This window comes from Streptomyces sp. MAR4 CNX-425 (assembly GCF_048656465.1).
Lineage (GTDB): Bacteria > Actinomycetota > Actinomycetes > Streptomycetales > Streptomycetaceae > Streptomyces.
On sequence record NZ_JBMDLF010000001.1, the window covers coordinates 481,477 to 506,986 of the forward strand.

26 protein-coding genes are annotated in these 25,510 nt (G+C 73.6%); 12 read left to right on the plus strand and 14 right to left on the minus strand.

Annotated elements, in window-relative coordinates:
* Positions 1-21: 21 nt before the first annotated feature.
* Positions 22-1,125 carry an ABC transporter substrate-binding protein gene (locus tag ACHZ99_RS02085; protein WP_420302552.1) on the plus strand — a complete coding sequence of 368 codons (1,104 nt, stop codon included), beginning with the start codon at positions 22-24 and terminating at the stop codon, positions 1,123-1,125.
* A gap of 39 nt (positions 1,126-1,164) precedes the next feature.
* Here the strand turns inward: ACHZ99_RS02085 and hisF are convergent, their stop codons facing one another.
* Genes hisF through hisD form a run of 8 tightly spaced genes read right to left on the minus strand, consistent with a single transcriptional unit; the run spans position 1,165 to position 6,992 of the window.
* Positions 1,165-1,998, minus strand: coding sequence for an imidazole glycerol phosphate synthase subunit HisF (gene hisF, locus ACHZ99_RS02090; protein ID WP_420302553.1), 834 nt, complete (start codon positions 1,996-1,998; stop codon positions 1,165-1,167).
* Complete coding sequence (locus ACHZ99_RS02095) at positions 1,995-2,417, minus strand: RidA family protein (RefSeq protein ID WP_420302554.1); 423 nt, start codon at positions 2,415-2,417, stop codon at positions 1,995-1,997. The genes hisF and ACHZ99_RS02095 overlap by 4 nt, the downstream gene beginning before the upstream one ends.
* Positions 2,417-3,157: a bifunctional 1-(5-phosphoribosyl)-5-((5-phosphoribosylamino)methylideneamino)imidazole-4-carboxamide isomerase/phosphoribosylanthranilate isomerase PriA gene (priA, locus tag ACHZ99_RS02100; RefSeq protein WP_420302555.1), complete on the minus strand. Its 741-nt coding sequence runs from the start codon at positions 3,155-3,157 to the stop codon at positions 2,417-2,419. Before priA ends, ACHZ99_RS02095 begins: the two co-directional genes overlap by 1 nt.
* Entirely contained in the window at positions 3,157-3,795 is a 639-nt protein-coding gene (hisH, locus tag ACHZ99_RS02105) for an imidazole glycerol phosphate synthase subunit HisH (protein WP_420302556.1), read from the minus strand. Before hisH ends, priA begins: the two co-directional genes overlap by 1 nt.
* Positions 3,792-3,956 (minus strand): hypothetical protein, encoded by a 165-nt coding sequence (locus tag ACHZ99_RS02110; protein ID WP_420302557.1) that lies wholly within the window; start codon positions 3,954-3,956, stop codon positions 3,792-3,794. The genes hisH and ACHZ99_RS02110 overlap by 4 nt, the downstream gene beginning before the upstream one ends.
* Positions 3,956-4,549, minus strand: a complete 594-nt coding sequence (hisB, locus tag ACHZ99_RS02115) for an imidazoleglycerol-phosphate dehydratase HisB (RefSeq protein WP_420302558.1) — start codon at positions 4,547-4,549, stop codon at positions 3,956-3,958. The genes ACHZ99_RS02110 and hisB overlap by 1 nt, the downstream gene beginning before the upstream one ends.
* Positions 4,546-5,652 (minus strand): histidinol-phosphate transaminase, encoded by a 1,107-nt coding sequence (locus ACHZ99_RS02120; RefSeq protein ID WP_420302559.1) that lies wholly within the window; start codon positions 5,650-5,652, stop codon positions 4,546-4,548. Before ACHZ99_RS02120 ends, hisB begins: the two co-directional genes overlap by 4 nt.
* On the minus strand, positions 5,649-6,992 hold the full coding sequence (hisD, locus tag ACHZ99_RS02125) for a histidinol dehydrogenase (protein WP_420302560.1): 1,344 nt from the start codon (positions 6,990-6,992) through the stop codon (positions 5,649-5,651). The genes ACHZ99_RS02120 and hisD overlap by 4 nt, the downstream gene beginning before the upstream one ends.
* Positions 6,993-7,153: 161 nt before the next feature.
* Here hisD and ACHZ99_RS02130 point away from each other — a divergent pair, with 161 nt between their 5' ends.
* From ACHZ99_RS02130 to ACHZ99_RS02155, 6 genes are all read left to right on the plus strand, one after another.
* Positions 7,154-8,755 (plus strand): oxidoreductase, encoded by a 1,602-nt coding sequence (locus ACHZ99_RS02130; protein ID WP_420302561.1) that lies wholly within the window; start codon positions 7,154-7,156, stop codon positions 8,753-8,755.
* Between the two features lie 30 nt (positions 8,756-8,785).
* Positions 8,786-9,523, plus strand: coding sequence for an LON peptidase substrate-binding domain-containing protein (locus ACHZ99_RS02135; RefSeq protein ID WP_420302562.1), 738 nt, complete (start codon positions 8,786-8,788; stop codon positions 9,521-9,523).
* A 17-nt stretch (positions 9,524-9,540) separates the two neighbouring features.
* Positions 9,541-10,044: a Cys-tRNA(Pro) deacylase gene (gene ybaK, locus ACHZ99_RS02140; RefSeq protein WP_420302563.1), complete on the plus strand. Its 504-nt coding sequence runs from the start codon at positions 9,541-9,543 to the stop codon at positions 10,042-10,044.
* Positions 10,045-10,407: 363 nt separating this feature from the next.
* A complete protein-coding gene (locus ACHZ99_RS02145) occupies positions 10,408-11,412 on the plus strand; it encodes an ABC transporter ATP-binding protein (protein ID WP_420303181.1) in 1,005 nt (334 codons plus the stop codon).
* The gene (locus ACHZ99_RS02150) at positions 11,409-12,377 is read left to right on the plus strand and encodes an ABC transporter permease (protein WP_420302564.1); all 969 of its coding nucleotides are present in this window, start codon (positions 11,409-11,411) and stop codon (positions 12,375-12,377) included. The genes ACHZ99_RS02145 and ACHZ99_RS02150 overlap by 4 nt, the downstream gene beginning before the upstream one ends.
* Before the next feature lie 77 nt (positions 12,378-12,454).
* On the plus strand, positions 12,455-13,135 hold the full coding sequence (locus tag ACHZ99_RS02155) for a hypothetical protein (RefSeq protein WP_420302565.1): 681 nt from the start codon (positions 12,455-12,457) through the stop codon (positions 13,133-13,135).
* Positions 13,136-13,238: 103 nt separating this feature from the next.
* Here ACHZ99_RS02155 and ACHZ99_RS02160 read toward each other — a convergent pair whose 3' ends face one another.
* Positions 13,239-14,507: an NYN domain-containing protein gene (locus ACHZ99_RS02160; RefSeq protein WP_420302566.1), complete on the minus strand. Its 1,269-nt coding sequence runs from the start codon at positions 14,505-14,507 to the stop codon at positions 13,239-13,241.
* Between the two features lie 236 nt (positions 14,508-14,743).
* Between ACHZ99_RS02160 and ACHZ99_RS02165 the strand changes: the two genes are divergently transcribed.
* Both ACHZ99_RS02165 and ACHZ99_RS02170 read left to right on the plus strand, forming a co-directional pair.
* The gene (locus ACHZ99_RS02165) at positions 14,744-14,935 is read left to right on the plus strand and encodes a hypothetical protein (RefSeq protein ID WP_420302567.1); all 192 of its coding nucleotides are present in this window, start codon (positions 14,744-14,746) and stop codon (positions 14,933-14,935) included.
* 6 nt (positions 14,936-14,941) lie between these two features.
* Positions 14,942-15,124, plus strand: a complete 183-nt coding sequence (locus ACHZ99_RS02170) for a hypothetical protein (protein WP_420302568.1) — start codon at positions 14,942-14,944, stop codon at positions 15,122-15,124.
* Between the two features lie 45 nt (positions 15,125-15,169).
* On the opposite strand, the gene dnaE is transcribed toward ACHZ99_RS02170, so the two are convergent.
* Complete coding sequence (gene dnaE / locus ACHZ99_RS02175) at positions 15,170-18,712, minus strand: DNA polymerase III subunit alpha (RefSeq protein ID WP_420302569.1); 3,543 nt, start codon at positions 18,710-18,712, stop codon at positions 15,170-15,172.
* Between the two features lie 155 nt (positions 18,713-18,867).
* Here dnaE and ACHZ99_RS02180 point away from each other — a divergent pair, with 155 nt between their 5' ends.
* Together ACHZ99_RS02180 and ACHZ99_RS02185 are read left to right on the plus strand one after the other, a co-directional pair.
* Positions 18,868-19,539 (plus strand): hypothetical protein, encoded by a 672-nt coding sequence (locus ACHZ99_RS02180; RefSeq protein WP_420302570.1) that lies wholly within the window; start codon positions 18,868-18,870, stop codon positions 19,537-19,539.
* Positions 19,540-19,603: 64 nt separating this feature from the next.
* Positions 19,604-20,395, plus strand: a complete 792-nt coding sequence (locus ACHZ99_RS02185; RefSeq protein WP_420302571.1) for a DsbA family protein — start codon at positions 19,604-19,606, stop codon at positions 20,393-20,395.
* 21 nt (positions 20,396-20,416) lie between these two features.
* Here ACHZ99_RS02185 and ACHZ99_RS02190 read toward each other — a convergent pair whose 3' ends face one another.
* Positions 20,417-21,010 carry a dienelactone hydrolase family protein gene (locus ACHZ99_RS02190; RefSeq protein ID WP_420302572.1) on the minus strand — a complete coding sequence of 198 codons (594 nt, stop codon included), beginning with the start codon at positions 21,008-21,010 and terminating at the stop codon, positions 20,417-20,419.
* 52 nt (positions 21,011-21,062) lie between these two features.
* Here ACHZ99_RS02190 and ACHZ99_RS02195 point away from each other — a divergent pair, with 52 nt between their 5' ends.
* Positions 21,063-22,145 (plus strand): mechanosensitive ion channel family protein, encoded by a 1,083-nt coding sequence (locus tag ACHZ99_RS02195; protein WP_420302573.1) that lies wholly within the window; start codon positions 21,063-21,065, stop codon positions 22,143-22,145.
* Here ACHZ99_RS02195 and ACHZ99_RS02200 read toward each other — a convergent pair.
* The 3 genes from ACHZ99_RS02200 to lspA are packed head-to-tail and all read right to left on the minus strand — an operon-like array spanning position 22,101 to position 25,445.
* Positions 22,101-23,702, minus strand: coding sequence for a Na+/H+ antiporter (locus ACHZ99_RS02200; RefSeq protein ID WP_420302574.1), 1,602 nt, complete (start codon positions 23,700-23,702; stop codon positions 22,101-22,103). The two genes, ACHZ99_RS02195 and ACHZ99_RS02200, sit on opposite strands and share 45 nt — an antisense overlap.
* Before the next feature lie 22 nt (positions 23,703-23,724).
* Positions 23,725-24,666 carry an RluA family pseudouridine synthase gene (locus ACHZ99_RS02205; RefSeq protein WP_420302575.1) on the minus strand — a complete coding sequence of 314 codons (942 nt, stop codon included), beginning with the start codon at positions 24,664-24,666 and terminating at the stop codon, positions 23,725-23,727.
* Between the two features lie 35 nt (positions 24,667-24,701).
* Positions 24,702-25,445 carry a signal peptidase II gene (gene lspA / locus ACHZ99_RS02210; protein ID WP_420302576.1) on the minus strand — a complete coding sequence of 248 codons (744 nt, stop codon included), beginning with the start codon at positions 25,443-25,445 and terminating at the stop codon, positions 24,702-24,704.
* Between the last annotated feature and the right edge of the window lie 65 nt (positions 25,446-25,510).

The window sequence follows — 25,510 nt, forward strand, 5'->3', positions numbered from 1 at the left end:
CACCGGGGTGCAATGAGCGCCATGACGACCCAGGCGCGCCCCCCGCGACCGGACGACGAGCCCCTGCGCATCGGCGCCCTCGCCCCGCTCACCCCGCCCGGCTGGACCGCGGCGGGCCGGCACCTGGTCGCCGGGCTCGGCCTGGCCGCCGACGAGGTCAACGACGCCGGCGGGATCGCCGGACACCCCCTGGAACTGGTCATACGCGACACCGCCGCCGACCCGGACCGCGCCGCGGCGGCCGTGGACGAGCTGGCCGGCCTGGGCGTCGCCGCGCTGGCCGGGGAGTACCACAGCGTCGTCGCCCGCGCCGCCGCCGCCCGCGCCGACGCCCTCGGCGTGCCGTTCCTGTGCTCGTCGGCCGTCCTCGACGCGCTCACCGACGGGCCGGCGGACGGCGTCGCGCGGCTCGCCCCGGCGCAGTCCCACGGCTGGCGGCGCTACGCGGACTTCCTCCTCGGCGCCGGCCACCGCCACGTCGCCGTGGCGACCCAGCCCAGCGTGTACTGGGCGTCCGGCACCCGCCTCCTGCACGACCGGCTCGCCCCGCACGGCGGTACGGTCACCGAACTCGACACCGGCGCGCTCACCCCCGAGACCCTGTGCGGCGCCCTCGCCGGCAGCGGCGCGACCGCCCTGCTGCTGCTGGTCGGCCAACCGGAGCCGGCCGTCCCGATCGTCCGGGCCGTACGCCGCGACCCGCACCTCGCCGGGATGCTGATCGGCGCCCCCGCCGGGCAGCCGGAGTTCGCCGAGTGGGCGGAGCTGCTGGGCGACGACGGCGCGGCGATCCCGTTCCTGCGCTATCTGCCCGAGCGGCTCACGCCCCTCGGCGCGCGGGTCGGGGCCGCCCTGCGCGACCGGCTCGGCGAGGAGCCGTCCTTCGTCGCCTTCGAGGGCTACGACACGGTCGCCGTGCTCGCCGACGTGCTCCGGCGCCGGGGTGCGGGGGCCGCGCGTACCGACGTGGCCTGGGCGGACGTCGAGGTCGACGGGACCCGCGGACCGGTGCGGTTCTCCCGGGTGCCGGAGACCGGGGTGTGGCAGTGGGCGTGGCCGCCGGTCCAGGTCGTCGACCGGGATCCGGCGGAGCCCGGCCGCTTCCGGGTCCTGCACACCGGCTGAGGCGGCACCCGGGGGCCCGGGCGGCGGCGCCGGTCCGGCTCAGGGCCGCGCCGCGCGCGCTCCCCGTACCGCACGGCCCGACGCGCGCAGCGTCTCCTTCACCTCGCCGATCCGCAGGTCGCCGAAGTGGAACACCGACGCCGCCAGCACCGCGTCCGCGCCCGCGTCGACCGCCGGGGGGAAGTCCTCCAGCCGGCCCGCGCCGCCGCTGGCGACGACGGGGATCGTCACGTGCTCGCGTACGGCGGCGATCATCTCGGTGTCGTAGCCGTCCTTCGTGCCGTCGGCGTCCATCGAGTTGAGCAGGATCTCGCCCGCGCCCAGCTCCGCGGCCCGCCGCGCCCACTCGACCGCGTCGATGCCGGTGCCGCGCCGCCCGCCGTGCGTCGTCACCTCGAAGCCCGAGGGGGTCGCCGCCCCCTCCGTGCCGTCCGCGCCCTCCGCGCCGTCCGCCGCCGGCCGGGCGCCGCTGCGCCGCGCGTCCACCGACAGCACCAGCACCTGGCGCCCGAAGCGCTCGGCGATCTCGCGGATCAGCTCCGGCCGGGCGATCGCCGCGGTGTTCACCCCGACCTTGTCGGCGCCCGCGCGCAGCAGCCGGTCCACGTCCGCCACCGTACGCACGCCGCCGCCGACCGTGAGCGGGATGAAGACCTGCTCCGCCGTGCGGCGCACCATCTCGTACGTCGTCTCGCGGTCGCCGGAGGACGCGGTGATGTCGAGGAACGTCAGCTCGTCGGCGCCCTCCGCGTCGTAGACCCCGGCCATCTCGACCGGGTCGCCGGCGTCGCGCAGGTCGCGGAAGTTGACGCCCTTGACGACCCGGCCGCCGTCCACGTCCAGGCAGGGGATCACCCGTACCGCCAGGGTCATGCGCCGACCGCCTCCCCCGGGCTGCCGGGGCGGTACGCCTCGACCTCGACCTCGACGACGAGGCGGGGGTCGACGAAGCCGGAGACGATGATCAGCGACGCGGCCGGGCGGATGGCGTCGAACAGCTCCTTGTGCGCCGCGCCGACCGCCTCCACGTCGCGGGCGTGGGTGAGGAACATCCGGGTGCGCACCACGTCCTCGCGCTCCAGGCCGAGCTGCTTCAGCGCCTCGAACGCGACCCCGAAGGCGTTCATGGCCTGGGCGTGCGGATCGCCCTCGCCGGAGATCGCCCCGTTGACGACGGACGTGCAACCGGCCACCAGCACCAGGCCGTTCGGCAGCTCCACCGCGCGCGAGTAGCCGAACTCCTCCTCCCAGGGAGCACCGGACGAGATTCGACGTACGCCGCCAGCTGCCATCAGGACACCGCCTCCAACGCCTCTTCCATGGTGAACGCCTTCGCGTAGAGGGCCTTGCCCACGATGGCGCCCTCGACACCCTCGGGGACCAGCGTGGCGATGGCCCGCAGGTCATCGAGGGAGGAGACGCCGCCGGAGGCGACGACGGGGCGGTCGGTGGCGGCGCAGACGTCGCGCAGCAGTTGCAGGTTGGGGCCCTTGAGGGTGCCGTCCTTGTTGATGTCGGTGACCACGTAGCGCGCGCAGCCCTCGGCGTCGAGGCGCGCCAGCGTCTCGTACAGGTCGCCGCCGTCGCGGGTCCAGCCGCGGCCGCGCAGCGTGGTGCCGCGGACGTCGAGGCCGACGGCGACGCGGTCGCCGTGCTCGGCGATGACCCCGGCGACCCACTCCGGGGACTCCAGGGCGGCGGTGCCGAGGTTGACGCGGGTGCAGCCGGTGGCGAGGGCGGCGGCCAGGGAGTCGTCGTCGCGGATGCCGCCGGACAGCTCGACCTTGATGTCCATGGCCCGGACGACCTCGCCGATCCGGGCGCGGTTGTCGCCGGTGCCGAAGGCGGCGTCGAGGTCGACGAGGTGCAGCCACCCGGCGCCGGCGCGCTGCCAGGCGAGCGCGGCGTCCAGCGGGTCGCCGTAGCCGGTCTCGGTGCCGGACTCGCCGTGCACGAGGCGTACGGCCTGGCCGTCGCGGACGTCGACGGCGGGCAGCAGCTCCAGGGCGGCGGGGGTCTCGCGGGGCGTCATCAGAGGGTCTCGATCCAGTTCTTCAGCAGCTGGGCGCCGGCGTCGCCGGACTTCTCGGGGTGGAACTGGGCGCCCCACAGGGGGCCGTTCTCGACGGCGGCGACGAACGGCTCGCCGTGGGTGCTCCAGGTGACCGCGGGCGGGGTGATGGCCGGGTTGTGCACCTCGAACTCCCAGCGGCGGACGGCGTAGGAGTGGACGAAGTAGAACCGCTCGCCGGGGTCGATCCCCGCGAACATCCGGGAGCCGGCCGCGGTCTCGACGGTGTTCCAGCCCATGTGCGGCACGACGCCGGCCCGCAGCGCCTCGACCGTGCCGGGCCACTCGCCCATGCCGTCGGTCCGTACGCCGTGCTCGACACCGCGCTCGAAGAGGATCTGCATGCCGACGCAGATGCCCAGCACCGGCCGGCCGCCGGCGAGGCGGCGCTCGACGACCCAGTCGCCGCGGGCCTCCTTCAGGCCGCCCATGCAGGCGGCGAAGGCGCCGACGCCGGGGACGAGGAGGCCGTCGGCGGCCATGGCGCGGTCGTAGTCACCGGTGATCTCCACAACGCCGCCGGCGCGGGCGGCGGCGCGCTCGGCGGAGCGGACGTTGCCGAAGCCGTAGTCGAAGACGACGACGCTCTTGTCGCTCAATCCCACACCCCCAGCCGCAGGATGCCGGCGGCGAGCGCCATCGCGGAGCCGATGGCGAGCACGGCGATCACGTTCTTCGACTGGCCCTGCTTGACGAAGGAGATCACCCCGCCGAGCAGGAACAGCCCCACGAAGAGCAGCAGTATCGACAGGCCGCTCATCAGAGGGCGCCCTTGGTCGACGGGATACCGGTCTGCCGCGGGTCGATCTCCGAGGCGTGGCGCAGGGCCCGGGCCAGGGCCTTGAACTGGCACTCCACGATGTGGTGCGCGTTGCGCCCGTACGGGACGCGGACGTGCAGCGCGACCTGCGCCTGGGCGACGAACGACTCCAGGATGTGCCGGGTCATCGTGGTGTCGTAGTCCGCGCCGATCATCGGGGCCATGCCCGCGGGCTCGGAGTGCACCAGGTACGGACGGCCGGAGAGGTCCACGGTGACCTCGGCCAGCGACTCGTCCAGCGGCACGGAGGCGTCGGCGAACCGCACGATGCCGCGCTTGTCGCCGAGGGCCTGCCGGAAGGCGGCGCCCAGGGCAAGCGCGGTGTCCTCCATGGTGTGATGGCTGTCGATGTGCAGGTCGCCGTCGGTCTTGACGGTGAGGTCGAAGAGGCCGTGGCGGCCCAGTTGGTCGAGCATGTGGTCGAAGAAGCCGACGCCTGTCGACACGGAGACGTCGCCGCGGCCGTCGAGGTTCAGCTCGACGACGACGGAGGTCTCCTTCGTGGTGCGCTCGACGCGGCCCACGCGGGTCATGAGTTGCTCTCCTTCTTCAGCGCGCGCACCGCATCCAGGAACGCGTCGTTCTCGGCCGGGGTGCCTGCGCTGACGCGCAGGAAGCCGGGCACGCCGTTGTCCCGGACCAGCACGCCCGCGGCCAGCAGCCGCTCCCACGCGACATGCGCGTCCGGGAAGCGGCCGAACTGGACGAAGTTCGCGTCGGACTCGGTGACCTCGCAGCCGAGCGCGGTCAGTTCCGACACGAGCCGGTCCCGCTCCTGCTTGAGCTGTTCGACGTACCGGAGAAGCGTATCGGTGTGCTCCAGGGCGGCGAGCGCGGTGGCCTGGGTGACGGCGGACAGGTGGTACGGCAGCCGGACGAGCTGCACCGCGTCGACCACGGCGGGGTCGGCGGCGAGATAGCCCAGCCGCAGGCCGGCGGCGCCGAACGCCTTGGACATCGTGCGGGTGAGGACGAGCCGGGGCCGGCCCTCGATCAGCGGCAGCAGCGACGGGCGGTGGCTGAACTCGCCGTACGCCTCGTCCACGACGACCATCGACGGCTTCGCCGCCTGCGCGGCCTCGTACAGCCTGAGGACGGTCTCGCGGTCGACGGCGGTGCCGGTGGGGTTGTTCGGCGAGCAGACGAAGACCACGTCGGGGCGGTGCTCGGCGAGAGCGCGCTCGGCGGCGTCGACGTCGATGGTGAAGTCCGCGCGCCGCGGTCCGGAGATCCAGCCGGTGCCGGTGCCGCGGGAGATGAGGGCGTGCATCGAGTACGACGGTTCGAAGCCGATGGCCGTGCGGCCGGGGCCGCCGAAGGTCTGCAGCAGCTGCTGGATGACCTCGTTGGAGCCGTTGGCGGCCCACACCTGCGCGGTGTCCACCCGGTGCCCGGCGGTGCGGGACAGGTAGCGGGCGAGCTCGGTGCGCAGCTCGGTCGCGTCCCGGTCGGGGTAGCGGTTGAGCCGGCGGGCGGCCTCGGTGACGCGCTCGGCGATGCGCCGGACGAGGGGTTCGGGCAGCGGGTACGGGTTCTCGTTGGTGTTGAGCCGGACGGGGACGTCGAGCTGGGGCGCGCCGTAGGGGGACTTGCCGCGCAGCTCGTCGCGGACCGGCAGGTCGTCGATCGCGGTCACGGCTGCGGCACCTTCCCCTCGAACCTGGCCTTCAGCGCGGCCCCGTGGGCGGGCAGGTCCTCGGCCTCCGCGAGGGTGACGACGTGCGCCGTGACCTCGGCGAGGGCGTCGCGCGTGTAGTCCACGACGTGAATGCCCTTGAGGAAGGACTGCACGGACAGGCCGGAGGAGTGGCAGGCGCAGCCGCCGGTGGGCAGCACGTGGTTGGAGCCGGCGCAGTAGTCCCCGAGGGAGACGGGGGCGTACGGGCCGACGAAGACCGCGCCGGCGTTGCGCACCCGGGCGGCGAGCGCGGCGGCGTCGGCGGTCTGGATCTCCAGGTGCTCGGCCGCGTAGGCGTCGACGACTCGCAGCCCCGCCTCCAGGTCGTCCACGAGCACGATGCCGGACTGCCGGCCGCCGAGCGCGGCGGTGATCCGCGCCGCGTGCCGGGTGGCGGCCACCTGCGTCCTCAGCTCCGCCTCGACGGCGCCGGCGAGCCGCTCGGAGGGGGTGACGAGGACGGCGGCGGCCAGCTCGTCGTGCTCCGCCTGGCTGATGAGGTCGGCGGCGACGTGCGCGGCGTCGGCGGTGTCGTCGGCGAGGATGGCGATCTCGGTGGGGCCGGCCTCGGCGTCGATCCCGATGCGGCCCTTGAGCAGGCGCTTGGCGGCGGCCACGTACACGTTGCCGGGGCCGGTGACGAGGTCGGCCGGGGCGCACTCCTCGGTGCCGTACGCGAACATGGCGACGGCCTGGGCGCCGCCCGCGGCGTACACCTCGTCGACGCCGAGCAGGGCGCAGGCGGCGAGGATCGTCGGGTGCGGCAGGCCGGCGCCCCACGAGTTCGGCACGTCCTTCTGCGGGGGCGAGGAGACGGCCAGCGACGGGACGCCCGCCTCCTGGGCCGGCACGACGTTCATGACGACGGAGGACGGATACACGGCCTGGCCGCCGGGCACGTACAGCCCGACGCGGGCGACCGGCACCCAGCGCTCCGTGACCGTGCCGCCGGGGACGACCTTCACCGTCGTCTCGCTCCGGCGCTGCTCGCGGTGGACGGTGCGGGCGCGGCGGACGGACTCCTCCAGCGCGGCGCGCACCTTCGGGTCCAGCTCGGCCAGCGCGCGCCGCAGCGCCTCCGCGGGCACCCGCAGCCGCTCCAGCGTCACGCCGTCGAAACGCTCTGTGATATCGATCACCGCCGCCGTGCCGCGATGCCGGACGTCCTCGCACAGCGGCCGCACCTTCTCCAGGGCGGCCTCGACGTCCAGCTCGGCACGGGGCAGCAGGTCGCGGTCGATGCCGCCGCCTGCGTCGGAAGCGGCGGCGGAGCCGCGCAGATCGATTCGGGAGATCACGTGCTCAAGTCTCTCAGACGCCCGGGGCCCCCGGCCCGGCTGTCCACAGGCTGGACCGCGAACTCGTCACTGTCAGTACGTGGTACTAGCGTTCAGTGTGCCGTCCCGAGGGGAATCAGAGCCGTACGGGACGGACGCGGGCCGACCAGGGGAGCGTGTTGTTGACCGCTGCACAGCAGGACCGGGCGGAGCCGCCCGAGGACCTTTCGGCGACGGAACGGGGGCTGTGGGAGGCCTTCCAGGAGGGGGTGACGTACGACCTCCGCTCGCGCGACCCCGCGCAGAACGACCCGGCGGGGCTGCACGTCTGGGGGGCGGAGCGCGGCGTGCGCGCCTCCCTGCTCGCCCGCCTCCTGCTGCACGGCCCACCGGCGCGTCCCGGCCGGGTGGCGTCGCTGAAGCTGGCCGGCGCGCTCGTCACCGGCACGCTCGACCTCGCCGGCGGCCACGTCGACCCGTACGTGGAGCTGCGCAACTGCCGCTTCGAGAACGAGGTGCTGCTGCCCGAGTGCTCCTTCACCACGCTGCGCCTGGTGGAGTGCTCCATCCCGCGGCTGGAGGCCGCCCGGCTGACGACCAGCGGCGACGTGCACATGCCGCGCTGCACCGTCGACGGCGGCATCCGGCTGACCGACGCGCAGATAGGCACGGACCTGCTGCTCAGCCAGCTCACCGTCGGCCGGGACCGGCGCGGCGTGGCGATATCCGCCGACGGCATCGCCGTCGGCCAGGACCTCCAGGCCGACCTGCTCCAGGCGCACGGCGAGGTGCGGCTGCGCGGCGCCACCGTCGGGGTCTCGCTGAACCTGAGCGGCAGCGTCCTGCGCAACCCGTACGGCAGGCGGGCGCTCAACGCGCCGCAGCTGACCGTCGAGCGCTCGCTGCACATGGCCCCGGCGGCGGTCCCCGAGGCCGCGACGGGCGGGGCCACGCCCCCGTACGGCATCAGCGGCCACACCCCGCCGCGCGGCACGCGGATGCAGCGGTTCGAGTGCCACGGCGGGCTGCGGCTGGACGACGGCCGCTTCGGCGACTCCGTCGACCTCGACGGCGCGCGCTTCGTCATGGATCCGGAGCAGGAGCTGTCCATGCGCCGCATCCAGACGCCGGAGCTGCGGTTCATGGGGCGCGAGCCGGAGGGCGGCAAGGTCGTGCTCTCCGGCGCCCGGGTGGTCAACCTCCGCGACAAGTACACGAGCTGGCCCGGCCCCGGCCGGCTGGCGATGGCCGGCTTCTTCTACGAGCACCTCATACCCGTCGGCGCCTTCCCGCTGGCGCACCGGCTGGAGTGGGTGGAGGCGGCCACCCCGGAGTTCTCCCCGGAGCCGTACGAGCTGCTGGCCACCGTCCTGCGCCACAGCGGCGAGGACCACGACGCCCGCGAGGTCATGCTCGCCAAGCACCGCCGGGAGCGCGAGACGCTGTCGCTGACCGGCAAGGCGTGGGGCCTCGTGCAGGACTGGACGGTGGCCTACGGCTACCGCCCCACCCGCGCCGTGGTGTGGATGGCGGTGCTGTGGGCGGTCGGCTCGCTGTACTTCGCCCGGCAGGAACCGCGGGAGCTGCGCCCCGGCGAGGGCCCGCAGTGGAACCCGCCGCTCTACGTGCTCGACCTGCTGCTGCCCGTCATCGACCTGGGCCAGGACAACGCCTGGCACCAGTCGGGGCATTACCAGTGGACGGCCGCGGTGCTCGTGCTCGCCGGCTGGGTCCTCGCCACCACGGTGGCGGCCGGCGTCTCCCGTACGCTGCGCCGCCAGTGAGGTACCGGCCGGGACCGTTAGGATCCGCCTGTGACCACCGCACGCCTTCCTCTCTTCCCGCTGAACGCGGTGCTGTTCCCGGGGCTCGTCATGCCCTTGAACGTCTTCGAGGAGCGGTACCGGGCGATGATGCGCGACCTGCGCAAGCTGCCCGAGTCGGAGCGGCGGTTCGGCGTGGTGGCGATCCGCGACGGCCGCGAGGTCGCGCCCACCGGGCCCGGCCTGCCGGACCCGACCGCGCGGCCCGAGCGGGGCCCGGCGGCCGGCTTCGGCGCCGATCCGATGCAGGCGTTCTACGGCGTCGGCTGCGTCGCCGACGCGGCGACGATCCGGGAGAAGGACAGCGGCGGGTACGAGGTGCTGGTCACCGGCACCCGCCGGTTCCGGCTGCTGTCGGTGGACGCCTCCGGCGAGTACCTGACCGCCGAGGTCGAGGCGCTGCCGGAGCAGTCGGGCGAGGGCGCGGGCGTGCTGTCCGCGGCGGTGATACGGGCCTTCAGGACGTACCAGAAGCGGCTGGCCGGCGCCCGCGAGCGGTCGCTGGGCGCGGCCACGGAGCTGCCGGACGAGCCGTCGGTGCTGTCGTACCTCGTCGCCGCGGCGGCGGTGCTGGACACCCCGTCGAAGCAGCGGCTCCTCCAGGCGCGGGACACGGCGGCGCGGCTGTCGGCGGAGCTGAAAATCCTGCGACGGGAGACCGCGGTGCTGGGTAAGCTCCCGTCGCTGCCCGCGGTCGACCTGACCCGGAGCCCGACCAGTCCCAACTGAGCCCCGCACCTCACCACATGGCCAAGAAGAAGCAGACCGGGTCCACCCCGGCCACCGTGGCGCTGACGAAGGCCGGCGCCGAGTTCACCGTGCACGCCTACGCCCACGACCCCGCCGCCGCGTCGTACGGCGAGGAGGCCGCCGAGGCGCTCGGCGTCGACCCCGCCCAGGTCTTCAAGACCCTGCTCGCGGAGGTCGACGGCGCGCTGACGGTGGCGATCGTGCCGGTCTCCGGCTCCCTGGACCTCAAGGCACTGGCCGCGGCGGCCGGCGGCAAGAAGGCCGTCATGGCCGACCCGGCGCACGCCGAGCGCACCACGGGCTACGTCCGCGGCGGCATCTCCCCGCTGGGCCAGCGCAGGCGGCTGCCGACGGTGCTGGACGCCTCGGCCGCCGGGCGGCCGACGGTCTGCGTCTCCGCGGGCCGGCGCGGGCTGGAGGTGGAGCTGTCGCCGACGGTGCTGGCGGAGCTGACGGGCGCGACGCTGGCACCCATCGCCCGCACACCCGCCCCAGGGTAGGCCGCCGCACCGACAGCGCCGGTCCACCGACAGAGCCGGTCCGGAGCCGCGCTCATCAGCCCGCACACCCGCCCCAGGGTAGGTCTCCCCACTGACAGCGCCGGTCCGGAGCCGGTCCCGGAGCCGGTCCTAGGCGGGTCGGCGGCCGTGGTTGGCCCGGCCCTTGCGGGTACGCCACTTGCGCTTGCGCGTCTTCTTCGACATGTCCAGGTCATACCGGAGTGCGCGGATTCCGTCCAGGCTCCGCGCAGCCCTCCCCCCACGGGCCGGGCCGTTCGGCACCGCGTACCCTCGTAGTTCGTGAGTACGCGCACCGAAGCGGCGGGTCCGGCCCCGGCCGGGACCCCCACCCGGCCGGGCGCGGTGGTGTGCGCCGTACGCGATCTGGTGAAGACCTACCCCGCCCCCCGCGCGAAGCGCGCGCGCCGCTCCGCGGGGCGCGGCGGCGCCGACGCGCCCCCCGCCGGGCCGGTGCGGGCCTGTGACGGCGTCGGCCTCGACATCCGCGCCGGCGAGATCTTCGGCCTGCTCGGACCCAACGGCGCCGGCAAGTCCACCCTCGTACGCCAGCTCACCGGCCTGCTGCGCCCCGACTCCGGCGGCATCGAGCTGTTCGGCCACGACCTCGTGCGCCGCCCCGAGCTGGCCGCCCGGCTGCTGGCGTACCTCGGCCAGGAGTCCACGGCCCTCGACGACCTGACCGTGGCGCTGGCCGCCGAGACCACCGCCCGGCTGCGCGGCCTGCCCGCCGCCGCCGCGCGCGCCGAGCGCGACGCGGTCCTGGACGAACTCGGCCTCGCCCCCCTCGCGGACCGCCCGCTGCGCCGCCTCTCCGGCGGCGAGCGGCGGCTGGCGTGCGTGGCGGCGGCGCTGGTCGGCGAGCGGCCGCTGCTGGTCCTGGACGAGCCGACGACCGCGATGGACCCGGTGGCCCGGCGCGCGGTGTGGGCGGCGGTCGACCGGCGCCGGGCCGAGCGCGGCGCGACGGTGCTGCTCGTCACGCACAACGTCATCGAGGCCGAGACCGTCCTCGACCGGGTCGCGGTGCTCGACCGCGGCCGGGTCATCGCCTGCGACTCCCCCGCCGGGCTGAAGACCCTGGTGGGCGGGGAGGTACGGGTGGACCTGGTCTGGCGCGACAAGCCGCCGCTGGACGTGCCGCAGATCGCCGAGCTGGCCCGGACCGCCCGCCGCACCGGCCGGCGCTGGACGCTGCGGCTGCCGGAGGACGCGGCGCGCGCCGCGGTGGCGGCGGTGACGGGCGGGCCGGCGTTCGCCGAACTGGACGACTTCACGCTGACGACGCCGAGCCTGGAGGACGTCTACCTGGCGCTCGGCGGGCGGGACGAGGGACTGGTGAAGGCATGACGGACGGACAGCTCGGCCTCGCGCAGGCCCCGCCCGACGGCTCCGGGCCGCCGGCGGGACCGGCGCCGGCCGGGTCCGCCGCCGCGGGGAGAGAGGCCGGGACCGACGGGATGGCAGGCACCGGGACGCCCGGCACCGACTCGGCGGCGGGCGCCGCGGAAGACCCCGGCGGCCGGGCCCGGCCCGCCGAACCGGCCGCCGTCGCCCTCGCCCCCCGGGTCCCGCTCTTCCCCGCCCTCGCCGCCGTCTACCGCGCCCAGCTCTCCCGCGCCCGGGTCGCCCGGCTGCCGCTGCTCTTCGTCGCCACCTTCCAGTCCATCGGGATCATGGTCCTGATGCGCGGCGTGGTGGACGCCGAGGCGCGCAGCTCCGAGGCCCACGCCGTAGTCGCCGGCTCGACGGTGCTGGTCGTGGCGTTCGTGGCGCTGAACCTGCTGGCGCAGTACTTCGGCCAGCTGCGCGCGACCGGCGGCCTCGACCACTACGCGACGCTCCCGGTGCCGCCGGCCGCCGTCGTCCTGGGGGCGGCCGGCGCGTACGCCTCGTTCACCGTGCCCGGCACGGTCGTCACGGCCGTGACGGGCAGTGTCCTGTTCGAGCTGCCGCTGACGCACCTGTGGATCCTCGTCGCCGTCGTCCCGCTGTCGGGCGCCGCGCTGGCCGGGCTCGGGGCGGTGCTCGGGCTGCTGGCGCCGCGGCCGGAGCTGGCGACGCTCTGCGGCCAGCTGGGCATGTCGGCGGCGCTGCTGCTCGGCGTGCTGCCCGCGGAGCGGATGCCGGGGCCGGTGTCCTTCGCCCGCGATCTGCTGCCGTCCACGTACGGCGTGGAGGCGCTGATGGAGACGTTCGCGGCGGGCCCGGACTGGGCCGCGGTCCTCGTCGACCTGGGGGTTTGCGCCGCGGTCGGGGTGGCGGCGCTGGCCGCGGCGACGTGGGCGTACCGCAGGGCGGCGCTGCGCTCGTGAGAGGCGGCGGTCACGGCGACATTCCGAACGACCGTCCTGGCTACGGCGGGCAGCCCCGGCCCTGGCACGATGACGGGGTGACCGCTCCCCTGACACCGCACGAGCAGCCCCCGCACAATCAGCCGGACCACAACGCCTGGCGCTACCCGTCCCCCTCCGGCGCGGCGGCGGACGGGAGGCATCCGGGGAAGCGGGGTGGCGACGACACCGACCTGGGCACGGAGGTGGGCCAGGCGTTCCTGGTCCTGGTGGGCGTGGCGGCGCTGGGCCTCCTGCTGGGCTTCCTGTGGGCGCAGCTGGCGCCGCGGGTGCCGCTGGTGGTGCGCGACGGCGGCGCCTGGCTGAAGGAGAGCGAGAGCGAGGACGCCATCTCCATCGACGGCTCGTTCGCGCTGCTGGGGCTCGCCTTCGGCGCGGTGACGGCGCTGGCGGTGTTCCTGTGGCGGCGCCGCGGCGGGCTGCCGCTGGTGCTGGGGCTGGCGGCGGGTGCGCTGCTCGGGGCGGTGGTGGCCTGGCGGTTCGGCATCTGGCTGGGCCCGTCGCAGAACGTGGCGCAGCGGGCCGGGGAGGTCGGCGAGGGCGGCTTCCTCGACGCGCCGCTGGAGCTGAAGGCCAAGGGCGCGCTGCTGGCGTGGCCGGCGGCGGCGATGGCGGTCCACCTGGTGCTGACCGGGCTGTTCGGGCCGCGGGACCCGGAGCCGCCGGTGCCTCCGCCGCCGCCGGGCGGCTGGCAGGGCTGGGGCTCGCCGACCCGCTGAGGCGGGTGCGCACGGCGGCGTACGCGCGCGTGCGGGGCCACGGCGGTGTACGCGCGCGTGCGGGACGTGGACGGACAAGGCGGGCCGTGGAGTACGCGCGCGGCTACGACTCCGGCTCCGCCGCCTGCGCGTGCTCGGCGGCCGAGCTGACGTCCACCTCGCGCCAGAACCCGGCACGGATCGCGTACCGGTCGCGCTCGTCGATCTGGTCGTCCTTGTGCGCCAGCAGCCCGAAGCGGGCGGCGTAGCGCAGCAGCTCACCGTCGATGCGGTGCGGGATCCGCGGGTACTGCCCGGCCAGCAGCCGCAGCTTCGCCTGGTCCGCCAGCCGCTCCATCCAGCGCCGGGCGAAGACCTGGCCCACCTCGAAGGGATCGCCGCCGATGACGGTGATGTCCTCCTCGCGGTCCGCCCAGCGCTGCTCGGCGGTGGTGAGCTGGGCGAGGGTGGGCAGCCCGGCGACGTCCGGCGGCTCCGCGCCCGGCCGCTCCACCCAGCCGCGGTCGGACGACCAGCGCAGGGTGGCGCTGCCCGCGGGGGGCCCGGGGCGGCCCTCGGGGACGGCGGGGCGGCCGAGGCTCGCGAGGTCCTTCGGGGTGGGTACGCCGCCCTTGGCGCCGGGGTCCTCCTCGTCGTCGGTTACGGGCGCGGGCGCCGCCGCACCGTCGGGGGCGGCGTGGCCCCGCTCGGTGGCCGGGTCGGCCGGCGCGGTGCCGTTGGCGACGGTCTGCTTGCCGGCGACGGAGGACTCCGAGGGCGGGGCGGAAAGGATCGCGGCGATCTCGGGGCGCGGCACCGGGCTGGGGGCGCAGATGCCGGTGAGGTCCTTGGCCTGCATGGCGCGGGTGATCCAGGCCCGGTCCAGCACGCGCCGCTCGTCGGCCTCGGCGACCAGGTCCTCGGACTGGTTGTAGTCGCCGTCGGCGGCCTGGACCGCCCAGAGGTGCACGGCGACGCCGTGCTCCTTCGCGGACATCATGCCGGGCAGCAGGTCGCCGTCGCCGGTGACGAGCACGACGTCGGCGCAGGCGCGGTTGCGGGCCAGCTCGGTCAGCTCGGCGTGCATCGCGGCGTCGACGCCCTTCTGCGCCCAGCGGCCGTCGCTGCGGGTGAGGGCGCCGAGGCGGACGGTGACGCGGGGCATCACCCGCAGCCGCCGGTGCTCCGGCTGCGGTACGCGGTCGGGGGCGCCGTCGAACCAGTAGATCCGCAGCAGCCGCTGCCCGGTGTCGGCCTCGGCCTGGTCCCGCAGCCCCTGGACGAGCGCGGGGTGGTCGACGGTGATCCGGGAGCGGGCGGGTTCCCCGGCGAGCAGACTCGCGGCGGCGCCCAGCAGGTAGCCGGCGTCCACCAGGACGACGCAGCGGTCCACGATTCACCCTCTTCTCAGCCGGTTCCGGGCCCGAGCCGCGGAGTTCATGTCGGGTTGCCTTCGAGTCTGCCCCACTGCGGGGTGGTTAACAGCAGGGCATCGATCATCGGCGTGGCGGACACCGCTGCCCGGCCATGAACAGCGCGTACTACGCACGGTAATTATCCGACATGCGAGGCATCTCGGGCCGTGCGAGGGTGATCTCCGCGGGGGACCGCGCCTGAAAAGGATCAGTGATGGGTAAGCGCAAGAACCGCGAGAAGAAGCAGCAACAGCACTCCCACCGGGACAAGTACGCCGGTTCCCCGGCCGGCATACCGGACCGCGGCCGGCGGCGGTCCTTCGACGAGATCCCGCCCGGGGACGACACCCGGGCCGAGTCGCCCGCGGGCGGCTTCGAGCGCCGCCCCCGGCCCGGGGAGCGGTGAGCCCCCATGAGCCGTAAGCACCGGAACCGCCAGAACGAACGCGCCGCCGCCCCGCGCGAGGAGCGCGGCGCCGAGCCGGACTCCCCCGCCGACGGGCCGCCGCCCGACCAGGTCAGCGAGGCCGTGAACCCCGGCACCGGCAGCCACAAGACGCAGAAGCACAAGGTGAAGCGCTTCGGGCACAACTGAAGCACGGCCCGGCGGGCGCGCCCCTCGCGGGCGCGCCCGCGCCCGTCAGCCCGCGAGGCAGGACGGCCCGAGCAGTGCCTTGAGGTCGCCGAAGAGCGCCGGGTCCGACGTCACCCGGTGCCGGTCGAGGCGGAGCACGGTGGTGGTGCGGGAGCCCTGGAGCTTCACGCGCACCTCCGTGCCGCCGCGGTGCTGGGACAGCACCTCGCCCAGCTTCTCCACCAGCGGCGGGGTGACCCTGACCGTGGGGATCGTGATCGTCACCGGCGCGTTGGCGGACACCTCGGACAGGTCGGGGACGGAGAGTTCCATGGCGACCAGGCGGGGGACGTCCTCGCGCTTGTCGAGGCGGCCCTTGACGAAGACGATGGCGTCCTCGACGAGTTGGGTGGAGACCAGCTGGTACGTGGCCGGGAAGAACATGCAGTCGATGGAGCCGCCGAGGTCCTCGACGGTGGCGATGGCCCAGGCGTTGCCCTGCTTGGTCATCTTGCGCTGGAGCCCGGAGATGATGCCGCCGATGGTGACGATGGCGCCGTCGGCGTGCTCGCCGCCGTTGAGCGCGGCGATGGCGACGTCGGCCTTGTCGCCCAGGACGTGCTCGATGCCGAACAGCGGGTGGTCGGAGACGTAGAGGCCGAGCATCTCCCGCTCCTGCGCGAGCAGGTACGGCTTCTCCCACTCCTCCTCCGTGAACTGCACGTCCAGCCCGAAGCCCGGCTCGTCGGCGGCGGCCTCGTCGCCCATCCCCCCGAAGAGGTCGAACTGGCCCTCCGCCTCCTTCCGCTTGACCGACACCACGTTGTCGATCATCGGCTCGTACTGCGCGGTGAGGCCCTTGCGGGTGTGGCCGAGGGCGTCGAACGCGCCCGCCTTGATCAGCGACTCGACGGTGCGCTTGTTGCACACGACGGCGTCGACCTTGTCGAGGAAGTCGGGGAAGGACGCGTACCGCCCCTTCGCCTTGCGGTTGCGAACGATCGACTCCACGACGTTCTGCCCGACGTTGCGGACGGCGGTCAGGCCGAACACGATCGTGTCGTCACCGCGGGGGGTGAAGTTGGCGTCGGACTCGTTGACGTCCGGGGGGAGCACCTTGATGCCCATCTTGCGGCACTCGTTGAGGTAGACCGCGGACTTGTCCTTGTCGTCGCGCACGGACGTCAGCAGCGCGGCCATGTACTCGGCGGGATAGTTCGCCTTGAGATACGCCGTCCAGTACGACACGAGGCCGTACGCGGAGGAGTGGGCCTTGTTGAACGCGTACCCGGCGAAGGGGACCAGGACGTCCCAGACGGCCTGGATCGCCTGGTCGCTGTAGCCCTTTTCCCGGGCGCCCTTCTGGAAGTTGACGAACTCGGCGTCGAGTACTTCCTGTTTCTTCTTGCCCATCGCCCGGCGCAGCAGGTCGGCCTGGCCCAGCGAGTATCCGGCGAGGACCTGCGCGGCCTTCTGCACCTGCTCCTGGTAGACGATCAGGCCGTAGGTGATGTCGAGGACTTCCTTGAGCGGCTCTTCCAGCTCCGGGTGGATCGGGGTGATCTCCTGCTGGCCGTTCTTGCGCAGCGCGTAGTTGATGTGCGAGTTCATGCCCATGGGGCCGGGCCGGTACAGCGCGGAGACCGCGGAGATGTCCTCGAAGTGGTCGGGCTTCATCATGCGCAGCAGGGAGCGCATGGGCCCGCCGTCGAACTGGAAGACGCCGAGGGTGTCGCCGCGGCCGAGCAGTTCGAAGGTCTGGGGGTCGTCGAGCGGCAGCGAGAGCAGCTCGATGTCCTTGCCCTTGTTCTGCTTCACCATCTTGACGGCGTCGTCCATGATGGTGAGGTTCCGCAGGCCGAGGAAGTCCATCTTCAGCAGGCCGAGCGATTCGCAGGTGGGGTAGTCCCACTGGGTGATCGTCACCCCGTCGGTGTGCCGCACCCACACCGGGACGTGGTCCACGATCGGCTCGCTGGACATGATCACACCCGCCGCGTGCACGCCCATCTGCCGCACCAGGCCCTCCACACCGCGCGCGGTGTCGATGACCTTCTTCACATCCGGCTCGTTCTCGTACAGCCCGCGGACCTCGCCGGCCTCCGAGTACCGCGGGTGGTCGGGGTCGGTGATGCCGGAGAGCGGGATGCCCTTGCCGAGCACGTCGGCGGGCATGGCCTTGGTGATGCGGTCGCCCATCGCGTACGGATAGCCCAGCACCCGCGCCGAGTCCTTGATCGCGTTCTTCGCCTTGATCGTCCCGTACGTGCCGATCATCGCGACCTTGTCCGCGCCGTACTTCTCCGTGACGTAGCGGATCACCTCCGCCCGCCTGCGCTCGTCGAAGTCGATGTCCACATCCGGCATCGACACCCGCTCCGGGTTCAGGAACCGCTCGAAGATCAGCCCGTGCTCGATCGGGTCCAGGTCCGTGATCCCCATCGCGTACGACACGATCGACCCCGCCGCCGAGCCGCGCCCCGGCCCCACCGCGATCCCGTTGTTCTTCGCCCACATGATGAAGTCCGCGACCACCAGGAAGTACCCCGGGAACCCCATCTGGATGATGACGTCCATCTCGTACTCGGCCTGCTTCTGGCGGTCCTCGGGGACGCCGCCCGGGTAGCGGCGGGCCATGCCGCGGCGGACCTCCTCCTGGAACCAGGTGACCTCGGTGTAGCCGTCGGGGACCTCGAAGCGGGGCATCAGGTCCCGCTTGTCGAACCACCCCGCGGTGTCGATCTGCTCCGCCACCAGCAGCGTGTTCGCACACCCCTCCTGCCACGCGTCCGAGGAATCGATCGCATACATCTCCTCGGTCGACTTCAGGTAATAACCCGTCCCATCGAACCGGAACCGATCCGGATCCGACAGATTCTTCCCCGTCTGAATACACAGCAACGCATCATGCGCACCCGACTCCTGCGCATACGTGTAATGCGAATCATTCGTCACCAGCGGCGGAATCCCCAGCTTCCGCCCGATCTCCAGCAGCCCGTCCCGTACCCGCCGCTCGATCTCGATCCCGTGATCCATCAACTCCAGGAAATACCGCTCCTTCCCGAACACCTCCTGATACCCCGCCGCCGCCGCCAGCGCCTCGTCGAACTGACCCAGCCGCAACCGCGTCTGCACCTCACCCGACGGACACCCCGTCGAAGCGATCAGCCCCTCCGCGTGCTCAGCGATCACCTCCTTGTCCATCCGCGGCCACTTCTGCAGCCACCCCTCCGCATACGCATCCGACGACAACCGGAACAAATTGTACAAACCCGTACGGGACGACGCCCAGATCGTCTTGTGCGTATACCCCCCGGAACCCGACACGTCATCACGCTTCTGATGCGGCTGCCCCCACTGCACCTTCCGCTTGTTCCGCCGCGACTCCGGCGCCACATACGCCTCGATCCCGATGATCGGCGTCACCCCCGCCGCCGTCGCCTGCGCAAAGAAGTCATACGCACCATGCAGATTCCCGTGATCCGTCATCGCGATATGCGACATCCCCATCTCACGACACGCCGCGAACATGTCCTTCAACCGCGCCGCCCCGTCCAGCAGCGAATACTGCGTGTGCACATGCAGATGCGTAAAAGGCGGCTTGGCCACGGCGGAGGACCTCCAGCAGACGGTGGGCGCGAGGGCCCGGGCAGGAACGCTGGGAAGTCTAGGCGCCGGCACTGACAGCCCGGCCCCGGACCGGGGGGAAGCCAGGACCCCCCTTTAGCCGCCGTTTACCGTCGGCCATGGCAGAATCGCGCACGATGGAACATGCGGCCGTAACGATCAGGGCGACGCGCGCGGCGGTCTTCACCGCGCTGTGCATCACCCTGTCCGCGGGCGCCCACGTGCTCCTCTCCGCCACCCCGCTGCCGCTGGGCACCCTGGCCGCGCTCTCCGCCGGCGTCTTCGCCGTCGCCTTCCTGCTCGCCGGCCGCCGCGAGCGCGGCTACTGGGGCATCGCGGCCGTGCTCGTGCCCCTGGAGCTGGCCGCCGACACCGTCTTCACCGCCGGCCAGCACACCTGCTACGGGCGGTCCGGCGGCCCCGTCGCCGGCTCCATGCGCTCGCTGGGCTTCGACCTGCTCTGCTCCGGCGAGATCGGTACCCCGCTGGCCGGGATGACCAGCCGCGGCGAGGCCCTCGCGGGCACCGCCGCAAGCCCGTGGCTGCTGCTCGCCGCCCACGTCGGCGTCGGCCTGCTCGCCGCCGCCTGGCTGCGCCGCGGCGAGGCGGCGCTGGCCGGGCTGCTGCGCGCCGCCGCGGCGGTCGCCTTCCGCCCGCTGCTGCTGGCCGTGGCGAGCGTCACCGTCGCCCCGGTGCGGAGCACCGGCCGCCCCGGCCGCCGGTGGGACCGTACCCGCGCCGTCCTCCCGCGGCCGCACCTGCTGCACTCGGTCCTGCGGCGTGGCCCGCCGTGCCCGGCCGCTGCCTGATCCGGCAGCACCGCCGTCCGGCACGTCACCCGGCCACACCGATCACACACGAGGACCTCCCACCATGAGCAAGCGAAACAGCCAGGAAGCCAAGCGGGCCGCGCGCGAGCGGCTGCGCGCCGAGCGCGAGAAGCAGGCCAAGAAGGAGAAGGTGCGCCGGCAGCTCGCCGTCGGCGGCGCGGTCGTCGGCACGCTGGCCATCGTCGGCGGCATCGCCTTCGCGGTCACCAGCCTCGGCGGCGACGACGGCAGCGACAAGGACTGGGCCGCCGCCAAGAGCGCCAAGCTCGTCCAGCCCGCGAACGCCGAGGGCGACAAGGGCACCTCCGTCGTGCTCGGCGACAAGGACGCGAAGACGACGATCGACGTCTACGAGGACCTGCGCTGCCCCGCGTGCGCGCAGTTCGAGCAGCAGCTGGGCGAGCGCGTCAAGCAGGGCGCCGAGGACGGCAAGTACCAGCTGCGCGTCCACCTCGGCGACATCATCGACGGCAACTTCGGCGGCAGCGGCTCCAAGAACGCCGCGAGCGCCCTGGGGGCGGCCCTGGACGTCAGCCCCGAGGCGTTCAAGGAGTACCACGGCCTGCTCTACTCGACCGAGCACCACCCGCCGGAGAACGAGGACAAGTTCGCCGACAACGAGTACCTGCTGGACGTCGCGGACAACGTCGACGCGCTGAAGGGGAACAAGGAGTTCCGCAAGGCCGTCAACAAGGGCACGTTCGACAAGTGGGCCCTGGAGATGATCGACAGCTTCAACGACGCCGGCATCGAGGGCACGCCGACGATCAAGATCGACGGCAAGCAGGTCGAGGGCTCGGCGCTCCCCGCCGAGCTGACGAAGCTGGGCGCGTAACGCCCCCGCGTCGCCCGCGCGTCACGTGGCGGAGCGCCCGTCCAGCTCCGCCACGAACGCGTCCGCCACCGGCCAGGCGGACCGCGCCGCCTCCGCGTCGTAGTCCGCCAGGCCGGGGTCGGTGAACAGGTGCCCGGCGCCCGGGTAGCGGAAGACCTCCACGTCGGCGCCGGCCCGCCCCATCCGCAGGTACCAGGCCGTCTGCCAGTCGTGCGTCTCGAACGGGTCGGGGTCGGCCACGTGCAGCTGCACCGGAAGCTCGCCGGAGGCGGCCGCGGCCCCGTCGGCGACGTCGGACGTGCCGTGCATCAGCAGCAGCCCCCGCGCGTGCTCGTCGGCCAGCGCCAGGTTCTGCGCCAGTGCGCCGCCCAGCGAGAAGCCCGCGTACAGCACCCCGCCCGCCGAGTGCGGCGCCGCGGCGCGCACGGCCCGCGCCAGCAGCTCGTCCGTGCCGATCCCGTCCCTGACCTCCATGCCCTCCTCCACCGTCGCCGGCGTACGTCCGTCGAAGAGGTCGGGGACGACCACCTCGTGCCCGGCGGCGCGCCAGCGCTCCGCCGTCTCGTGCACGGCCGGACGCACTCCGTATACGGAGTGGAAAAGCAGAATCGTCATGCGCCCATCCTGGCAGATACCGTCAGGAGACCCGCGTTCGAAGGAGGCTCACGTGTCCACGGAGGAGGTGCTCCGGCCCGTCGTGGTCATCGGCGGTGCCGCGGCGGTCACCGCGGTCGCCGGGGTCGTGGTCGACCTGCTGCTCCGCCGGGCCGACGCCCGGCACCCCGAGACCCCGATATGGGGTCTGCTGCGCAGTTGCCGGGTGCCGCTGCAGTTCGTCCTGCTGACGTCGATCCTGCTGGGCACCTACAAGCGCTCGCAGCTGGCCGAGAGCAAGGACGCCCGCGAGGTGATCACCCAGGTCCTGACGCTGGTGCTGATCGCGTCGGTGGCCTGGCTGCTGACGAAGGTGCTCGCGGCCGCCGTGGAGCTGGCGTACCACCACTACAAGACCAAGGCCCGCGACTCCGCCCGCCGCCGGCGGGTGCGGACGCAGCTGACGCTGATCCAGCGCGTGGTGATGTTCGTCATCTGCACGATCGCCGTGGCCGCCATGCTGCTGACGTTCCCGCAGATGCGGGCGGTGGGCACCTCGATGCTCGCGTCCGCCGGCGTCATCGGCATCATCGCGGGCATCGCCGCCCAGTCGACGCTGGGCAACCTCTTCGCCGGGCTGCAGATCGCGTTCGGCGACCTGGTACGTATCGGCGACACCGTCGTCGTCGAGGGCGAGTGGGGGACGATCGAGGAGATCACCCTGACCTTCCTGACGGTGAAGACCTGGGACGAGCGCCGCATCACCATCCCCGTGTCGTACTTCACCAGCCAGCCCTTCGAGAACTGGTCGCGCGGCGGCTCCGAGCTGACCGGCACGGTCTACTTCCACCTGGACCACTCCGCGCCGGTGCCGGCGCTGCGCGAGCGGCTGCACGAGGTGCTGCTCGGCTGCGCCACCTGGGACGGCCGCGGCTGGAGCCTGGTGGTCACCGACACCACGCCGACCACCATGGAGGTACGCGCGCTGGCCACCGCGCGGGACGCGGACGCGCTGTGGGACCTGCGCTGCATGGTGCGCGAGGAGCTGATCACCTGGCTGCGCCAGAAGCACCCGTACGCGCTGCCGAAGGTGATGACGGCGCAGGCGCCGCTAAACGGCGCCGCCGCGCATGCTGCGGACGTCAAGCTGCCGTAGGACCCGGTCCACGATCTCGGGGTCGCAGCCCTCGCTGCGGGCGGCGAGCAGCTCGTGCCGGGCCGCGGACAGCAGCTCCGCGGTGATCTTCCGGCCGGTACGGACCCGCTCCAGCCGCCGGGCGTGCGCCTCGCGGCGCTCCTCGTCCACCAGGTCGGGGTAGAGCCGGGTGGCGATGCCGTACGCGGCCCGCTGCAACTGCTCCGCCATGTCCTCGGGCAGCTCCTGGACCTGCTCGATCTCCGCCAGCCGGGCCCGCGCCGCCTTCGCGGCGCGCAGCGCCAGCCGGCGCTCCAGCCGCCGCTCCGCCTCGGTGTCGGCGCCCACGCCGAGCCACCCGACCAGCCGGGGCAGCGTCAGCCCCTGGCAGACCAGGGTGGTCAGCACCACGGCGAAGGCGATGAACAGCAGGTCGCCGCGGTGCGGGAACGGGGCGCCGCCGTCCACCTCCACCGGGACGGCGAGCACCAGCGCCACCGAGGCCACGCCGCGCATCCCCGCCCACCACATGACGACGGTCTCCCGCCAGGTCGTCGGGATCTCCTCGGCGTCGTCCCGGTGCCCGCCGCGCCGGTGCAGCCGCTGCGCCAGCCACGCGGCGGGCAGCAGCCACAACAGCCGTACGCCCACGACCACGCCCACCACGGCGGCGGCCGCGCCCACCAGCTCTCCGTCGACGTCGCCGGAGCCGACGACAGCGTGCAGCTCAAGGCCGATGAGGCCGAAGGCGATGCCGGTGACGAGGGTGTCCACGACGTCCCAGAAGCTCCGCTCGGCGAGCCGGCCGAGGACGTCGTCGGGGTCCGTGGCGTACTCCGACAGGTACAGCGCGGTGACGAGCACCGCCAGCACCCCCGAGCCCTCGAACTCGTCCGCGATGAGGTACGCGGCGAACGGCACCAGCAGCGTGCAGCCGATCTTCAGCGTGGGGTCGTCGAGCAGCCGCATCAGCCGCTCGGCGGCCCAGCCGAGGGCGAAGCCGACGGCGAGCGCGACGACGGCGGACAGCGCCAGCATGCCCGCGGCGCCGGCGACCGAGAAGGTCCCGGTGACCGCCGCGGCGATCGCCACGTGGTAGAGCACGATCGCCGTGACGTCGTTGAAGAGCCCCTCCCCCTCCAGGATCGACACCAGCCGCCGCGGCAGCCCGAGCGAGCCGGCGATGGAGGTGGCGGCGATCGGGTCGGGCGGCGCCACCAGCGCGCCCAGCGCCACCGCGGCGGCCAGCGGCAGCCCGGGGAGGACGGCGTGCACGGCGGCCGCGACGGCCGCGGTGGTGACGAAGACCAGCGCGACGGCGAGCAGCAGGATGGGGCGTACGTTGACCGCGAACTGCCGCCAGGAGGTGCGCTGGACGGCGGCGTAGAGCAGCGGCGGCAGCACCAGCGGCAGGATGTAGTCGGGCGGGATCTCGACGTTCGGCACGAAGGGCAGCAGCGCCAGCACCCCGCCGAGCAGCGTCATCAGCACCGGCGCGGGCAGCCCCAGCCGCCGGGCGACGGGGACGGTGACGAGCGCGCCGAGCACCAGCGTCAGCAGCAGGGTGAGCTGGTCCATGGCGCTCCCGCCGGCGCGGTCGTCAGGCGCTGTCGGCGCGTACGGTGTCGAGCGCCCGGCGCAGGTCCTCGGGGTAGTCCGACGCGAACTCCACCCACCGGCCGTCCTCGGGGTGCTCGAAGCCGAGCCGTACGGCGTGCAGCCACTGCCGGTCCAGGCCCAGCCGGCGGGCGAGCGTGGGGTCGGCGCCGTACGTGAGGTCGCCGACGCACGGGTGCCGGTGGGCCGACATGTGCACCCGGATCTGGTGGGTGCGGCCGGTCTCCAGCTTGATGTCGAGGAGGCTGGCGGCGCGGAACGCCTCCACGAGGTCGTAGTGCGTGACGCTGGGCTTGCCGTCGGCGACGACGGCCCACTTGTAGTCGTGCACGGGGTGGCGGCCCACGGGGGCGTCGATGGTGCCGCTGAGCGGGTCCGGGTGGCCCTGCACCAGCGCGTGGTAGCGCTTGTCGACCGTACGCTCCCGGAACTGCTGCTTCAGCAGCGTGTACGCGCGCTCCGACTTGGCCACCGCCATCAGCCCCGAGGTGCCGACGTCCAGCCGGTGCACCACGCCCTGCCGCTCGGCGGCGCCGGAGGTGGAGATGGCGTACCCCGCGGCGGCCAGGCCGCCGACGACCGTGGGCCCGCTCCAGCCGGGGCTGGGGTGGGCGGCGACACCGACGGGCTTGTCGACGACGACCACGTGGTCGTCGTCGTGGACGACGGTCATCCCGGGCACCGGCTCCGCGACGATCCGCACCGGCGCCGCGGGCGCCGGCATCTCGACCTCCAGCCACGCGCCGGCCGTCACCCGGTCCGACTTCCCGGCCTCCCGCCCGTCGACGAGGACCTTGCCGGTGCCGGCCAGCTCGGCGGCCTTGGTCCTGGAGAACCCGAACATGCGGGCGAGCGCGGCGTCGAGCCGCTCGCCTTCGAGGCCGTCGGGTACGGGCAGGGTGCGGATCTCGGGAACGGTACTCACCCGGGAAGTATCGCAGGCGCGTGCGGGCGCGCCGGTCAACCGCGGTGGACCGTGCCGTCCGGGTCGAGGCCGCGGAAGGACAGGACGACGATGAGGATGCCGCCGCAGACGATCGCGGAGTCCGCGAGGTTGAACACGGCGAAGTGCTCGGGGGCGATGAAGTCCACGACGTGCCCCTCGAAGAAGCCCGGGGAGCGGAAGAGGCGGTCGGTGAGGTTGCCGAGGGGGCCGCCGAGCAGCAGGCCGAGCGCGACGGCCCAGGGCAGGCTGTAGAGCTTGCGCGCCAGCCGGGCGATGACCCCGATGACGAGCACGGCGATCAGCGTGAAGATGACGGTCATCGACTCGCCGATGCCGAACGCCGCGCCCGCGTTGCGGACGACCTGGAAGCGCAGCAGGTCGCCGACGATCTCGATGGAGCGGTTGTCCGGCTCCAGCTCGGCGACGACGATCAGCTTGGTGACGAGGTCGAGGGCGTAGACGAGGGCGGCGACGCCGAGGAGCACGCCGATGCGGCGGGGGCCGCGGCGCGCGGGCGCGCCGTCCTCCGCCGCGCCGGACTCGTCCGCCTCGCCCTCCCCGTCCGTCCCATCGGCCTTGTCGGCCTTGTCGGCCTTGTCAGCCTTGTCGGCGCCGGGGGCCCCGGGGGCGTCGGCGGTGTCGCGGGCCCGGGGGGCGCCGGCGGATTCCTCCGCGCCCCGCCCGTCCGCCGCGGAGGCGTCCTCGTCCTGCCCGCGGGGCTCCCTGGCGTCCCCGCTGATCCGCTCCGCCTCTGTCACGTGTGCCCTCCGGTGCGCTGACTGGGGTCGAGCGTACGACACACCCGTACGAGCCGTCGCACCAC